Below are 13236 nucleotides of genomic sequence, written 5' to 3'. Positions count from 1 at the left end.
TGCATTTAGATACCGGCATCAGCGGCGTGTGGAATTCCATCGACATCATTAAGACCTTGTCTCCTTTGTCTGCCCGCTATGCCAGCCCCCTCTGATCTGAGTCAGAGGTCAATTCGTCAGGAAGCGAACAGCACATTTATTTGCAGGTATTACTGCATATTATCCGATACCAGTTCGCTTTTGCCGATCAGCGCAGATGAAAAATGACATTCGTTCACATGCGGTGTTCCTGATGCAACAAACCACCTGTTATCCGTAAGTTTAGCGTCAGCATACGGTGAATTTCAGGTCGAATATTCAGACTAAATGATTTGCGGAATACCGGCTTTTTGCATTGATATTCCACAATGCTTACTCCGATCTGAACTAAGTCGATGTTCAGTGTCGCTTGCCAGCAATATCCACAGGAATGCGTCCTTGCGCACTGACGTCACCAGCCAGCCACGCATGCACGGCTTCGATTGCAGGGAGGGCGAAACCGTAAGTGATCAGCGCCGGCGCCTGAATATCGAGCATGTGAAATGGATTCCATAGCACCAGATGCAGATCCGGCTTCCACGACTTGCGCGCTGCTTCGCCATAGCGTATGCGTACGGTAGAAGCGAGGATGACGAAGCGATCATCCTGCGGCAGACTGTGCCAGTCAAAGTGCGCTGCGTCGCTGAAAGTCACGGTCTCGACATCATATAAACCGGCCAGCATGGTCGCCACTTTGTCGGCACGGATACCTGATTCAGAAACGCCGTCGCTGACCGCATCGGCACGAATCACCAGACGCACCCGACTGCCTTTGGCAGGCGGCTGCGGATCACCGGCGCTGGTCAGGCCACGTTGCCACGCATGTGCCATCAACAAGCGATCGGCAGCCTCGGTCAGATAATCAGTGTCGATACACGGATAAGCGTCGGTCAGTTGCCGTATGCGTTGCAGTTTCTGCTGTACTGCCTGGCAAGAAATCTGTCCCGACAAAATGACTTCAGCGAGTGCCGCCAGCGTTTCGGTTTGTGCCTCGCGGCTGCCGATCGCCATCACCATATCGGCACCGGCCAGCAATGCTTTCACCGCCGCATTGCCAACGCCGTAGCGCGCTGCAATCGCCTGCATATCCATGCCATCGGTAATCACGACGCCGCGATACTGCCACTGCTCGCGCAATAAATTCGTCAGTATCGTCGGCGACATGGTCGCCGGATTTTCCGCATCCAGCGCGGGATAAACGATGTGTGCCGTCATCATCGCCGGCGCATTGCTGCGGACGGCGATCTGGAATGGCGCGAACTCCATTGCCTGTAGTTGCGCCAACGATTTATGGACGGTCGGCAGCGCGCGGTGGGAATCGACATTGGTGTCGCCATGTCCGGGAAAATGTTTGACGCAACACGCCACGCCTTCGGACAGGCTGCCATCCATCCACGCCAGCGCCAGCGTGCTGGCGCGCTGCGGGTCGGCGCCGAATGAGCGTTCGGCAATCACAGGATTATCGACGTTATTATTCAAGTCCAGCACCGGCGCGAAATTCCAGTTGAAGCCTAGCGCCTTGATGCCACGGGCAACCGCCGCACCGACCCGATAACACAGATCAGCATCGTCGCTGGCGCCCAGCACCATGGCGGACGGTGGTTGTGGCACCCAGGTTGGCCGCACCACCGCACCGCCTTCCTGATCGAGTGCGATCAGCGCTTCCGGCCCCATCACGGCGCGCAGATCGGATGTCAGCTTTTTGAGTTGCGCTGCATCGCGCATGTTGTTGCGGAACAGGCAAACCGCGCGGATATGATGCTCGCGTAAAAACTGCGCCAGATTCTCATCCATATTGGTAACGGTAATGCGCACCATCACCAGTTGCCCGGCCAGACGCATTGCTTGGTCCAGACTCAGTGGCGCGGTATGAGGATGTTGCTGATCAACAGGCAGGGCAGGATTGGTATTTGTCATAGGTATCTGGTGGCTGGTGTCACTGATGTTGCTGATGTTGCTGATGTTGCTGATGTTGCTGATGTTGCTGATGTTGCTGATGTTGCTGATGTTGCTGATGTTGCTGATGTTGCCGGTCTTGTTCCGACCCGGCACATGCGTCTGAATATGGATACTCCCCCTGTTTTTATACAAAACACCCCTATTGTCAGCATAGAATAAGGGGCTTAAAACATACTGGGGGGGAGTATATATACGGCTCTAATCCGATGATTTCGGTGAGTTAACTGGTTCTGGTCACTTTACTCAAATGGCGCGGCTGATCCGGGTCCAGCCCACGCGCGACCGCCAGTTGCGCCGCCATCACATAAAACGCCTGAATGGCAACGATGGGATCAAGATCCGGCGTCGCTGCCACGGGCAGAGTCAGATTGCGTTCACCTACATTATCTGGCGCGGCCAGCAACACATCGGCGCCGCGGCCGCGCATGTCTTCTGCAAGCCGGATCAGACTTTCCTGTGCCGGGCCACGGGTCGCCAATATCAGCAACGGATAACCTTCATCAATCAAGGCCATCGGGCCATGTTTGATTTCTGCACCGCTAAACGCTTCTGCCTGTATGGCCGAAGTTTCCTTGAATTTCAACGCGGCTTCAAGCGCCACTGAAAAACTGATGCCACGACCAACCACCATCATGCGCTGCGTCGGTACCAGCACATCCAATGCCGCCGACCAGTCTGTTTTGCTAGCAGCATCAAGCGCGGCGGGTAATTGTTCTATCGCGTTCAGCAATACGGCATCGTTCTGCCAATGCGCGACCAGACGGGCTGCCGCCACCAACGACGTGATGAAACTTTTGGTGGCGGCCACGCTGCGTTCCGGCCCTGCGTGCAAAGGCATCGTCCATTCGGCCGCAGCGGCTAACGGCGAGCTGGCATCATTCACCAGCGCCACCGTGGTCGCACCGGCATCACGGAAATAGCGCATGGGCTCAACCACATCCGGGCTTTGTCCCGATTGTGAAATCGCAATCGCCAGCGCATCGTTGACCTGCAAAGGCGCATGATTCAAGGTCACCAGTGACAGCGGCAACGATGCGACGATACGACCCAGACGCGCCATGATCAGATACGCCGCGTAATTGCTGGCATGATCAGAACTGCCGCGCGCAATCGTCAGCACCGACGACGGTGGCTGCGCCCGCAAATGCGCCCCCAGTTGCGCATAACGATCGCCATCGTGCGTCAGTTGTATGGCAACCTGTTCTGCGGAAGCACAGGCTTCTTTAAGCATTTGCGAATTCAATCTTTTCTCCTTCGGTATAAACGGCCAGCAGTTGCAAGTCCTGATCAAGTACGACGATATCGGCAAATGCGCCCGGCGCTAAGCGACCACGTTCAGGCAGCCCGAGATAATCAGCGGCATAGGTGGATACCCGGCGCGCAGCGTCATCCAGCGTCAGGCCTATGCTGACCAGATTGCGCAGCGCCTGATCCATCGTCAGCGCACTACCCGCCAGCGAACCATCGGCCAGACGCACGCCGCCCAGACATTTATGCACACGTTGCCGCCCCAGCATGTATTCGCCATCAGGCATGCCGGTGGCGGCGGTTGAATCAGTCACGCAATACAAATACGGTATCGCTCTTAATGCAGCTTTAATCGCGCCCGGATGCACATGCAGCAGGTCGGGAATAATTTCTGAATACTGCGCATGCGCCAGCGCTGCGCCGACCATGCCGGGCGCGCGGTGATCAAGCCGTGACATGGCGTTGTACAAATGCGTGAAGCCGCTGGCGCCATTCTCCAGCGCGGCGACACCTTCTTCATAACTGCCGGTGCTGTGACCAAGCTGCACCCGTATGCCCAGCGCCGTTAACTCGCGCACCAGCGCCAGATGGCCCTCCATTTCAGGTGCCAGCGTAATCAATTTAATGGCCGCAATCGCATCGAGTGCCTGCACCTGCGCGAGCGAGCCTATGCCCGCAAAGGCAGGCTGGGCACCGAGTTTTCCCGGATTGATATACGGCCCTTCCAGATGCACGCCCAGCACGCGCGCGGTGCCTGCGGGGCGCTGCTGTATCAGCGGTTGTATCGCGCTGAGTGCCGCTTCAATATCGCTCAGCGGTGCAGTCATAGTGGTCGCCAGCAAACTGGTAGTGCCGTGTTGCGCATGCAGGCGGGCGATGGTTTCGACTGCATTCCCCGCTTCCATCGTATCTTTGCCACCGGCACCATGCACGTGCAGATCAATGAATCCGGGCAGGATGTAATGGACGGTATCGCGCGGCGGCGGTGCGCTCTGGATACGCTGAATTTTTTCGCTGAAAGCTATCGTGCCGTGTACCCAGCCATCCGGCGTGAGTATCTGTCCGTGTAATTGCTGCTCGCTCATCTGAATAACTCCGCGACAAAATCGTAATAATCACTGCGGCAATACGAATGCGTGAGTTCGATTGCGGTGCCATCTTGCAGATAACCGATGCGGGTGATGAACAACATCGCAGCGCCGGGTTTGATATCCGCGAGGTGTGCCTGTTCCGCGGTCGCATTGATGGCGCGGATATGCTGCAAGGCGCGTGTCGGAGCGCAATGATGGGTATCGAGGTAGCCGTATAAACTGTCCGTCACCAGTTGCGGCTGCGGCATATACGCCGCCGGGATGGTGGTGGTTTCTATCGCCATGACCACATTGTCTGCTGTGCGTAAGCGTTTAAGACGCGAGACCGCGGTATTCGGCGACAAACCCAGCGATAAAATTTCTTCCGGTGAAGCGATGCCGCTGTCACGTTGTATCCAGCGCGAACCGGGCACAAAACCACGCTGGCGTAATTCTTCGCTGAAGCTGGTGAGGCGGGATAAAGGTTGTTCCAGTTTCGGGGTGATGTAGGTGCCGGACCCATGCCTGCGGCTCAGCAAGCCGCGCTCGCATAACATCGCCAGCGCCTTGCGTGCGGTGACACGCGAAATTTCCAGCGTCTCTGCCAGCAGGCGTTCGGATGGCAAGGCCTCATCCGGCTGCCAGCGCCCGCTTTGTATGCCTTGTGCCAGCTTGTTCGCCAGTTGCAGATACAAGGGCGTGGCATTGTCGCTATCAGGTTTGAAATCGCGCAGGGAAGACAGCATCTCGCCTCGATCTTTTCAGTATGGATTCAGGTTGAACGTAAATGTTGTTGCAGCAAAATCAGCGCACCGCTGGCCGAATCGCCCAGAGGCGCGCGTACTCTTTGTCGCAAGGTATCTGGCAGAAACGGCATCAGCGCAGCGGCCAGCCCACCGCACAGCGCCAGCGGCAATGTATGTGTGGGATCAAGCGCATCCGCAATCGCCTCTACTTCGCGCCCTGCATCAAGCAACATATCACGCACAAACGCTGATTCTGCCGCGTGTTGAAAGACCAGCGGTGCCACTTCCGCATAACGGGTCTGATTTGCCTGTGCCAGCCATCTGAACACCGCATCTTTGTCGCCGCCGCAGTGGGCGTATAGCGCATCGGCAAAGCGGCTGGTGACGGCACGGCCGTCCAGCACGCGTTGCAAATAATTAACGGCCCGCATCCCCAGCCACGCCCCGCTGGCTTCATCGCTGACAGGAAAACCCCAGCCGCCGACTTCACGCCGTTGTCCATCGCTTTGCAAAACCTCACCGACACTACCGGTACCGAGTGCAATCACAGCCCCCGGCGCACCCTGATGCGCACCAATCAGCGTTGTACCGGCATCGGTTTCTGTCAGCAGCAGCGCAAATCCCGGATTGAGCGCCTTCAGTTCGGCGGCCCACTGCAGATTATTCACGCCGGAAAGGCCGCACGCGATAGCGACCACAGACAAGGCCGGAAGCGCCAGATTTGCCTGCGCAAATGCATCATCGATGGCCAGCAGAATCGCATCCCATGCCTGTTGACGGCCATGCGCAAGCGCTGAAGGCCCTGCTATGCCGCGCGCCAGTGGCTTTCCATCTGGGTCTGCCAGCACGACCCGCGTACCAGTACCGCCACCATCGACGCCGATCAGGTAAGCGATTTCCGGCGCTGTCTCACGGCACGGTTTTGTCTGCGCTTTTGTCTTCGCTTGTGTCATCAAGAGTTTGTTCATCCTTTTTTGCGGCACGCTGAGAAATGGGTTTCTTCAGCCGATCCGTCTTGCGCGTACGCAGAAATTCCGGGCTGAGATTGCTCCACTGAAAAACCAGGTACGAATGTAATTATTTTCATAGTGGTCGTCAATAGGTATTTAAGTGGTATTGCAACTAAACACAAGCTAAGCATCATCTTTTTCTATTAGCAATGCACACACCGTGCCAGAACATTCACAGCACGCCCCTGTGTCGGTTACACTAAGAACCAGGTTTTCATCACTTAAGGCCGTCTGCGATGCCCATCTCCATTCCGATTAATTACCTCGCCAAACTGACATCTCCCAAAAGAACGCCGCGCTCGAATATGCATCTGGGCATTACCCTCGCCTGTATTGCCGGTGCTGTGAATGCTGGGGGCTTTCTGGCCGTCGGCCAATACACGTCACACATGTCAGGCATGATTTCGAGCGCCGCCGACGATCTGGTATTGGGAAAATTTATTCCGGCGTTTGCGTCTATCTTTATGCTGATTGCATTTGGCTGGGGCGCTGCCTGCACCTCGCTGATGGTAAACTATGCAAAACGTAATCACATGCGCTATATGTACACCCCGGTGCTGCTGCTGGAATCGGTATTATTGCTGGTGTTCGGTCTGGTCGGCACAGAATTACAGGAACACGCGGTCGTGACGGTTTCTTTCACAACAGTGCTGCTGTGTTATCTGATGGGCTTGCAAAACGCCTTGATTACCAAAATTTCACGGGCTGAAATCCGCACCACGCATGTGACTGGTCTGGTGACCGACATCGGTATAGAAATGGGGAAACTGATTTACTGGAATAAAAATAAAGACGAGCTGCATCCCGAGCAGGAAATCAACGCGAATCTGCAAAAACTGCGCCTGCACTTACGCTTGGTCATCGCATTTTTTATCGGCGGCATTCTTGGCGCAACCGGTTTTAAACATGTCGGTTTTATTTCTACCGTGCCACTGGCCGTCGCGCTGATCATCTTATCCCTGGCACCGAATATCAAAGAACAGCTGAAGCAATGATGAAGTCATTAACTAAAGCCCCCTCACGCCAGACATATATCCAGGAATGTTCAGTAGCTTGAATACAAGAAAAAAATGAGATAAAAAGTCAGAGAAGAAGTGCGCAAAAAAGTGTATAAAAAAATGAGATGCACACGCTGACAAACGCTATAAAAGCCACTCCCATCCTACCTAAGAATTTCCTGCCACCAACAATTCCACGCCTGAATCAAGAAAACAACACGCGCACAATCATTATTGCGAATCATTCTCATTTGCGTTAATATATTCAGCACTTGCTCTTGCTGAATACCCCATCAGGTCGATTCCCGGCTACATCGCGTTTATTCGCCAACGCAATGTAAGAAGAAGCAACTGTGTAACGACGATCTCTCTCAATTCCGATATGAAGAACTTTCAATTAAAAACGATTGCCGGCATTCTGGCTGGTGGGCTATTTTCAAGCTATGTGCAAGCAGACAATCAACTGCCGGAAATTCAGGTAAAGGTTAAAGCCGAAAAAACGGATCAATACGATGTTACTGAAGCCAGCAGCGCAACCAGACAAAAAATTGCTCTGCGCAATATTCCACAAATTGTTAACGTCGTGCCAGACATCGTCATGCGCGAACAAAATGCCAGCTCGGTTCAGGACGCCTTGCAAAATGTGGTCGGGCTCAGCTTCAGCGTTGGTGATGGTCAGCGCGATCAGGTCGCCATTCGCGGCTTTACCGCTATTTACGATCAGTACATCGACGGTATCCGCGATGACGCGATGTACTTCCGCGATTTATCGAATATTGAACGTATTGAAGTGCTGAAAGGCCCTGCATCGGTGTTGTATGGCCGCGGTTCCGCCGGTGGGCTGATCAATCGCATCACCAAAAAGCCGCAAGCGCATCCGGAATCTGAGGTTGCACTAAGTCTGAGTTCACAAGGTCAGAAGCGCACTAGCTTCGATGTGGGCGGCGCGAGTGAACAACTGAACTTCCGTATTAACGGTGCGCTGGAAGACAGCAGTAATTTCCGCGATCAGTTTTCACTCAAGCGTCAGGCTGTTGCACCGTCTGTAACCTGGCAGCTGAGTCCTGCAACACGCATCACGGCTCAAGCCGACTATCTGAAAGACAAACGCATCGCAGATCAGGGCTTACCAGCCTACCGTGGCCGCCCCGTAGATGTCCCTGTCAATACCTTTTATGGTGCAGCAAATGCGAGTGATGTTGGCTATGTGCAGTCAGATGTCGTCAGCGGCACAATTACCCTCGACCATACAATTAATGAGAGCCTCTCGCTACACAGCACGATCCGCTCTTATGATTTCAAACTTGACAGAAATTACACCGGCATCGGTGACATCAAAGACGGAGCAACACCGACGGTATCCATCGGCCAATCCAAGCGATTACGTAATGAGAACGGCACTTACTGGCAAACCGAGTTATCTCAAAAAGCGCAATGGGGTGACACGCGCCATCAGTTGATGTACGGCGTGGAATTAGGGACACAAGACAAAGAAGAAATTCTCTGGAGCCGGAATAACGTCGCGACCTACAATTTATTCCAGCCGGTCAGAGTCAATTTAGCGGCAATGCCGACGACACTTGTTCCGGGAACCAATACATTGAACCGCTACGAGTTTGCTGCGGCGTATGTGCAGGATTTGATCAGCCTGACACCACAATGGAAAATTCTGGCAGGTCTGCGCTACGACAGTTTGCGCCAGAATCGCGATGACCGCACTTCAAAGAATCTGGATCAATCTCGCCAGGATAATAATTTCGCGCCCCGACTTGGCTTTGTCTATCACGCCAGCGATGCGTTAAGCTTTTACGCCAGCAATAGCACCTCGTTCCAGCCACTGGCCGACACCTTTACGATACGTACCAACACCGACAAGCTAGAGCCAACGAAAACGACGAATAACGAGGTAGGCTTAAAGCTCGACATCGATGCCAAAGCAAGTCTGACACTCGCCGTATTCGACATGCGCCAGAATAACGTACAGGTACAGGATCCTCTGAATAAAAATGCTTCTCTGCCTGTCGGCAAACAAGGCACGAAAGGTGTAGAACTGCAGTACACAGGCGAGATCGCCAAAGGCTGGGACATACTCGCCGGTTATGCCTACATGCGCGGTGAGATTCTCGAATCCACAGAACTCACCAGTGCCGGCACACCGTTCAAAGGCAATACCTCAGCACTTACGCCGAAACATAGCGCCAACCTGTGGCTGAAATATACAATCAATCCGGCATGGTATGTTGCCGGTGGCGGACGTGCAGAATCGGCACGTTATGCGTCGCCGGATAATCTCGTTACCTTACCTGGCTACACCGTTATTAACCTGGCAACCGGTTATCAGGCCGGAAAACTGGAATTCAATGTCAGCCTGCGTAATCTGTTCAATCGCCGTTATTTTGTCGCCGCTCACAGCGGCGCGAATGACTACAATATGCCGGGTGAAAGCCGGGGTCTGTATATGACGACACGCTACCGCTTTTAACAAGCACACGCGTTGAAATAATCTCCCCCAATCAAACGCACCGCAACCTTGCGGTGCTTTTTTATTTATTACATAGCCATGTCGTATAAAAAAATTTTCCGGCGTCTGCACTTATGCTTTGCACTGACGGCTGGCCTCTTCTTTGTGCTGTTGGGACTAACCGGCAGCGTACTCAGCTGGCGGCATGAAATTGATCAGTGGCTCAACCCCGGCTTACTGACTGTATCGGCAAACACTCAGAAAGCACCGCTCGCACAACGTCCTGACGACCTGCAACGTTTGCTGGCAAAACTTTCGGAAACACAAGCATCCGCACCGAGCCGTATCGAATTGCCGGAAGATAACCAACATGCGATGGTCGTCTGGTATAAATTAAGCGCTGACAAAGAAAAAGGAGTATCTCGTCAACTCATGCTGAATCCTGATACCGGCGCTATTCTGGGTGAGCGATATTGGGGTAAGAGCGGCTTCAGCCGTGAGCAAATCGTGCCAACAATTTTTCATTTACATCATTATTTGCTGGCAGGTGAAACCGGGAAATTCATTTTATCGATCGCAGCCATCATCATCGTTATGCTGAGTTTATCGGGCATTCTGCTCTGGTGGCCCAAAGCACGCTGGCAAGCGCTGCGACAAGCATTAACCACAGGTAAATTCGTCAGTTGGCGCGCACTGAATTTCCGGCTGCACCGGGCGGCAGGGTTTTACTTTGCACCAGTGTTTCTTACTCTTGCAATAACAGGAATCTACTTCAACTTTCCCCAATGGATAACGCCGCTGATCGCGCAGATCATGCCCATCTCGACGCAAGTCAAAAAAACTGAGCAGACATCTGCAGAAAACCGAGCACTACCACTTCGCCAAATTTTATCGGTCGCACAACAACAATTCCCCGAAGCGAAAATGACCCGTCTGACTTTTCCGGCAAAATCCACAAACGTGCTGGAAGTGCGGATGCGTCAACCCAACGAAGTCAGAAAAGGGGCGGGGTCTACCCGCATCGCTATCGACATGCGCGATGCCAGCATATTACAAATCACAGATCCGGAGCGACTACAAGGCGGGAACTTAGTATTGAACTGGTTTTTCCCCTTACATACAGGAGAAGCATTTGGAATTGCGGGCAGAATTTTTATCAGTCTTACCGGAATAATGCCGCTGCTGTTTATGCTCAGCGGAATATGGTTGTGGCTACGTCGTCGCAGCTAAGTCTGAACGATACAGGTGAAAACCACATACAAACAATAACCGAACCATTAGTAAACAACCGCCTTTGCCCTGCATCAGATGACATCTGGTACCGCATCTTTTGCAGAGCAAAGAGCAGAAAAACATTAGACGAGTTAGGTGATCCAAACAATTTTACTTTTCAAAGCAGAAGAGTATTAATTGTCGTGGTTAAAAAGACGGCAAATCCTGCAAGCGGATGCCATCCCCCCCATTTGCGTCGCCGCATAGCCCGCGCATACCATCTTCGTACAGCACACCGGTCACTTTCTCGCCCAACACGATGCCATGATCGCCATGGAATTTCGTCACCACCTCATCGCCATTGGCAATGGTATCCCAGACCACACCGACATCAACCTCCTGTGGATCATCCACGATCGCCGGTGGCATCACCTGCCCGCCTTTACTTCGTCCCCAGCGTACTTTTTCAATACGCTTGCCACTGTCATCAAACCTGACTGCTTCAATAAAGAATAATGCCATGATGAATCTCCCTGACGATGAATCAAAAAACGGAAGTCAATTCGATATTTCAGAAGGGTCGTCCGCAGCATACTCTGCTGCAGGCATACCGTTTACGATATGCAGGTGGAATAGTAGCAAATAAAAACGCGGTTTCAACTCTCGTTATCAGTCTCAATAACAAAGCGGCTCGCAAAGGAAAAAGCCTTTGAGAGCCGCATAAGAATTGGGTCTTTGCTATTGATCCGTGTTTACTCTGTATCGAATTTTTATCCGCTCACAAGGTAGCAAGCCGTCGCTTTAACCCAGCTTCGCCGCATGTTCGCGGGTCGCGTGGAACGTGACGCCAGGCCAGCGTTCTTGTGTGAGTTTCAGATTCACACCGGAAGTCGCCAGATACGCCATGTTACCTGCCGCATCAAACGCGATGTTTGCGCCAGCAGATGAGCGTTCAAAATCGGCCAGCATTTTTTTGTCGTCACAAGTAATCCAGCGCGCGCTGCTGATGCTGGTGCCTTCAAACACAGCATCCACGCCGTATTCATTTTTAAGACGGCTAGCGACAACTTCAAACTGCAAGACACCCACCGCGCCCAGCACCAGATCACTGCTGACGACCGGCTTGAATACCTGTACCGCGCCTTCTTCACCAAGTTGCTGTAAACCTTTTTGTAGCTGCTTGATTTTCAGCGGATTCAGAATACGCGCCGTGCGGAAAAAATCCGGTGCGAAGTAAGGAATGCCGGTAAATTGCAGCAGTTCGCCTTCCGAAAAACTGTCACCGATCTGCATATTGCCGTGATTCGGTAAGCCAATGATATCGCCCGCATACGCCTCTTCCACTTGTTCACGCGAGGATGCCATGAAGGTCACGACCGACGACACTTTAATCTCACGGTTCAGGCGCAAATGCTTGAGCTTCATACCGCGCTCGAAGCGGCCGGAACACACGCGCAAAAATGCAATACGGTCACGATGTGCCGGATCCATATTTGCCTGAATCTTGAACACAAAACCAGAAAACGCCTGCTCGGTCGGCTCGACAGAACGCACGGTGGCATCACGTTCGCGTGGCGGCGGCGCCCAGTCCAGCAAGGCATTCAGAATTTCACGCACACCGAAGTTATTAATCGCGGAACCAAAGAACACCGGCGTCTGCACACCGGCCAGGAAATCTTCCAGACTGAACGGATGCGATGCGCCATGCACCAGTTCCACTTCCATTTTCAGTTGTTCGATTTCCAGCGGGAACATCTCCGCCAAACGTGGATTATCGATGCCTTTGATCACTTCAAATTCCTGATCGGCACGCTCGCTGCCCGGCGTGAACAACAGAATTTCATCACGCAGAATATGGTACACACCGCGGAAGGTTTTTCCCATGCCGATAGGCCAGGTGACCGGCGAACATTGAATCTTTAAAACGGATTCCAGCTCATCCAGCAATTCCAGCGGATCGCGGGTTTCACGGTCCATCTTGTTGACGAAACTAATGATAGGCGTATTGCGCATGCGGCAAACGTTCAGCAGTTTGATCGTTTGTTCTTCCACACCTTTCGCCGCATCAATCACCATCAGCGCAGAATCGACTGCCGTCAACACGCGATAGGTATCTTCAGAAAAATCCTGGTGACCCGGCGTATCGAGCAGATTCACGACGTGATCGCGGTATTCAAACTGCATGACGGACGAAGCAACCGAAATACCACGTTGCTTTTCGATTTCCATCCAGTCCGAAGTCGCATGACGACCGCTCTTACGTGCCTTGACGGTACCGGCCAGCTGAATCGCGCCGGAAAACATCAACAGTTTTTCTGTCAGCGTCGTTTTACCCGCATCCGGATGTGAAATAATGCCGAAAGTGCGACGACGCTTAACTTCGCGGCTGATCAGATCTTTTGACGCAGCATGGCCTTGCGTTGTGTCCGCCGCTGATGCCGATGCGGATTCTGGGATGTCGTCTGTGGATTCGTGGTTGGTAGTCATTGCAGATGCCGCAAAAATGGAAGAAAA

11 protein-coding genes are annotated in these 13236 nt (G+C 53.1%); 4 read left to right on the top strand and 7 right to left on the bottom strand.

Features of this window, described 5'->3' with window-relative positions; translation table 11 throughout:
* Window positions 1-378: 378 nt before the first annotated feature.
* Window positions 379-1836, bottom strand: a complete 1458-nt coding sequence (gene nagZ / locus H8K38_RS02175) for a beta-N-acetylhexosaminidase (RefSeq protein ID WP_186883353.1) — start codon at window positions 1834-1836, stop codon at window positions 379-381.
* An 85-nt stretch (window positions 1837-1921) separates the two neighbouring features.
* Between nagZ and H8K38_RS02170 the strand changes: the two genes are divergently transcribed.
* Window positions 1922-2080: a hypothetical protein gene (locus H8K38_RS02170; RefSeq protein ID WP_186883127.1), complete on the top strand. Its 159-nt coding sequence runs from the start codon at window positions 1922-1924 to the stop codon at window positions 2078-2080.
* Between the two features lie 117 nt (window positions 2081-2197).
* On the opposite strand, the gene H8K38_RS02165 is transcribed toward H8K38_RS02170, so the two are convergent.
* Genes H8K38_RS02165 through H8K38_RS02150 form a run of 4 tightly spaced genes read right to left on the bottom strand, consistent with a single transcriptional unit; the run spans window position 2198 to window position 5994 of the window.
* Window positions 2198-3208, bottom strand: coding sequence for an SIS domain-containing protein (locus H8K38_RS02165; protein ID WP_186883352.1), 1011 nt, complete (start codon window positions 3206-3208; stop codon window positions 2198-2200).
* The gene (gene nagA / locus H8K38_RS02160) at window positions 3201-4310 is read right to left on the bottom strand and encodes an N-acetylglucosamine-6-phosphate deacetylase (RefSeq protein ID WP_186883126.1); all 1110 of its coding nucleotides are present in this window, start codon (window positions 4308-4310) and stop codon (window positions 3201-3203) included. The genes H8K38_RS02165 and nagA overlap by 8 nt, the downstream gene beginning before the upstream one ends.
* Window positions 4307-5041 carry a GntR family transcriptional regulator gene (locus H8K38_RS02155; protein ID WP_186883125.1) on the bottom strand — a complete coding sequence of 245 codons (735 nt, stop codon included), beginning with the start codon at window positions 5039-5041 and terminating at the stop codon, window positions 4307-4309. The genes nagA and H8K38_RS02155 overlap by 4 nt, the downstream gene beginning before the upstream one ends.
* A 26-nt stretch (window positions 5042-5067) precedes the next feature.
* Window positions 5068-5994 (bottom strand): BadF/BadG/BcrA/BcrD ATPase family protein, encoded by a 927-nt coding sequence (locus tag H8K38_RS02150; RefSeq protein WP_186883351.1) that lies wholly within the window; start codon window positions 5992-5994, stop codon window positions 5068-5070.
* A gap of 305 nt (window positions 5995-6299) precedes the next feature.
* On the opposite strand from H8K38_RS02150, the gene H8K38_RS02145 reads away from it, so the two are divergent.
* The 3 genes from H8K38_RS02145 to H8K38_RS02135 all read left to right on the top strand — a co-directional run bounded on the left by H8K38_RS02145 (window position 6300) and on the right by H8K38_RS02135 (window position 10740).
* The gene (locus H8K38_RS02145) at window positions 6300-7046 is read left to right on the top strand and encodes a YoaK family protein (RefSeq protein WP_186883350.1); all 747 of its coding nucleotides are present in this window, start codon (window positions 6300-6302) and stop codon (window positions 7044-7046) included.
* Between the two features lie 385 nt (window positions 7047-7431).
* Window positions 7432-9531 carry a TonB-dependent siderophore receptor gene (locus H8K38_RS02140; RefSeq protein ID WP_186883124.1) on the top strand — a complete coding sequence of 700 codons (2100 nt, stop codon included), beginning with the start codon at window positions 7432-7434 and terminating at the stop codon, window positions 9529-9531.
* Between the two features lie 78 nt (window positions 9532-9609).
* Window positions 9610-10740: a PepSY domain-containing protein gene (locus H8K38_RS02135; RefSeq protein ID WP_186883123.1), complete on the top strand. Its 1131-nt coding sequence runs from the start codon at window positions 9610-9612 to the stop codon at window positions 10738-10740.
* Between the two features lie 189 nt (window positions 10741-10929).
* On the opposite strand, the gene H8K38_RS02130 is transcribed toward H8K38_RS02135, so the two are convergent.
* Window positions 10930-11244, bottom strand: coding sequence for a hypothetical protein (locus H8K38_RS02130; protein WP_186883122.1), 315 nt, complete (start codon window positions 11242-11244; stop codon window positions 10930-10932).
* Between the two features lie 279 nt (window positions 11245-11523).
* The gene (locus tag H8K38_RS02125) at window positions 11524-13209 is read right to left on the bottom strand and encodes a peptide chain release factor 3 (RefSeq protein ID WP_186883121.1); all 1686 of its coding nucleotides are present in this window, start codon (window positions 13207-13209) and stop codon (window positions 11524-11526) included.
* Between the last annotated feature and the right edge of the window lie 27 nt (window positions 13210-13236).

Origin of the sequence: Undibacterium sp. FT79W (assembly GCF_014284215.1) — a bacterium.
GTDB lineage: Bacteria > Pseudomonadota > Gammaproteobacteria > Burkholderiales > Burkholderiaceae_D > Undibacterium > Undibacterium aquatile.
This window is presented reverse-complemented; position numbering and strand designations above follow the sequence as displayed.

What these genes read in the sequence shown, in the direction of transcription:
- H8K38_RS02150 (WP_186883351.1), bottom strand. Translation starts at nt 5,994, where the DNA reads ATGACACAAGCGAAGACAAAAGCGCAGACAAAACCGTGCCGTGAGACA.
- H8K38_RS02140 (WP_186883124.1), top strand. Translation starts at nt 7,432, where the DNA reads ATGAAGAACTTTCAATTAAAAACGATTGCCGGCATTCTGGCTGGTGGG.
- H8K38_RS02135 (WP_186883123.1), top strand. Translation starts at nt 9,610, where the DNA reads ATGTCGTATAAAAAAATTTTCCGGCGTCTGCACTTATGCTTTGCACTG.
- nagZ (WP_186883353.1), bottom strand. Translation starts at nt 1,836, where the DNA reads ATGGTGCGCATTACCGTTACCAATATGGATGAGAATCTGGCGCAGTTT.
- H8K38_RS02155 (WP_186883125.1), bottom strand. Translation starts at nt 5,041, where the DNA reads ATGCTGTCTTCCCTGCGCGATTTCAAACCTGATAGCGACAATGCCACG.
- nagA (WP_186883126.1), bottom strand. Translation starts at nt 4,310, where the DNA reads ATGAGCGAGCAGCAATTACACGGACAGATACTCACGCCGGATGGCTGG.
- H8K38_RS02165 (WP_186883352.1), bottom strand. Translation starts at nt 3,208, where the DNA reads ATGCTTAAAGAAGCCTGTGCTTCCGCAGAACAGGTTGCCATACAACTG.
- H8K38_RS02130 (WP_186883122.1), bottom strand. Translation starts at nt 11,244, where the DNA reads ATGGCATTATTCTTTATTGAAGCAGTCAGGTTTGATGACAGTGGCAAG.
- H8K38_RS02125 (WP_186883121.1), bottom strand. Translation starts at nt 13,209, where the DNA reads ATGACTACCAACCACGAATCCACAGACGACATCCCAGAATCCGCATCG.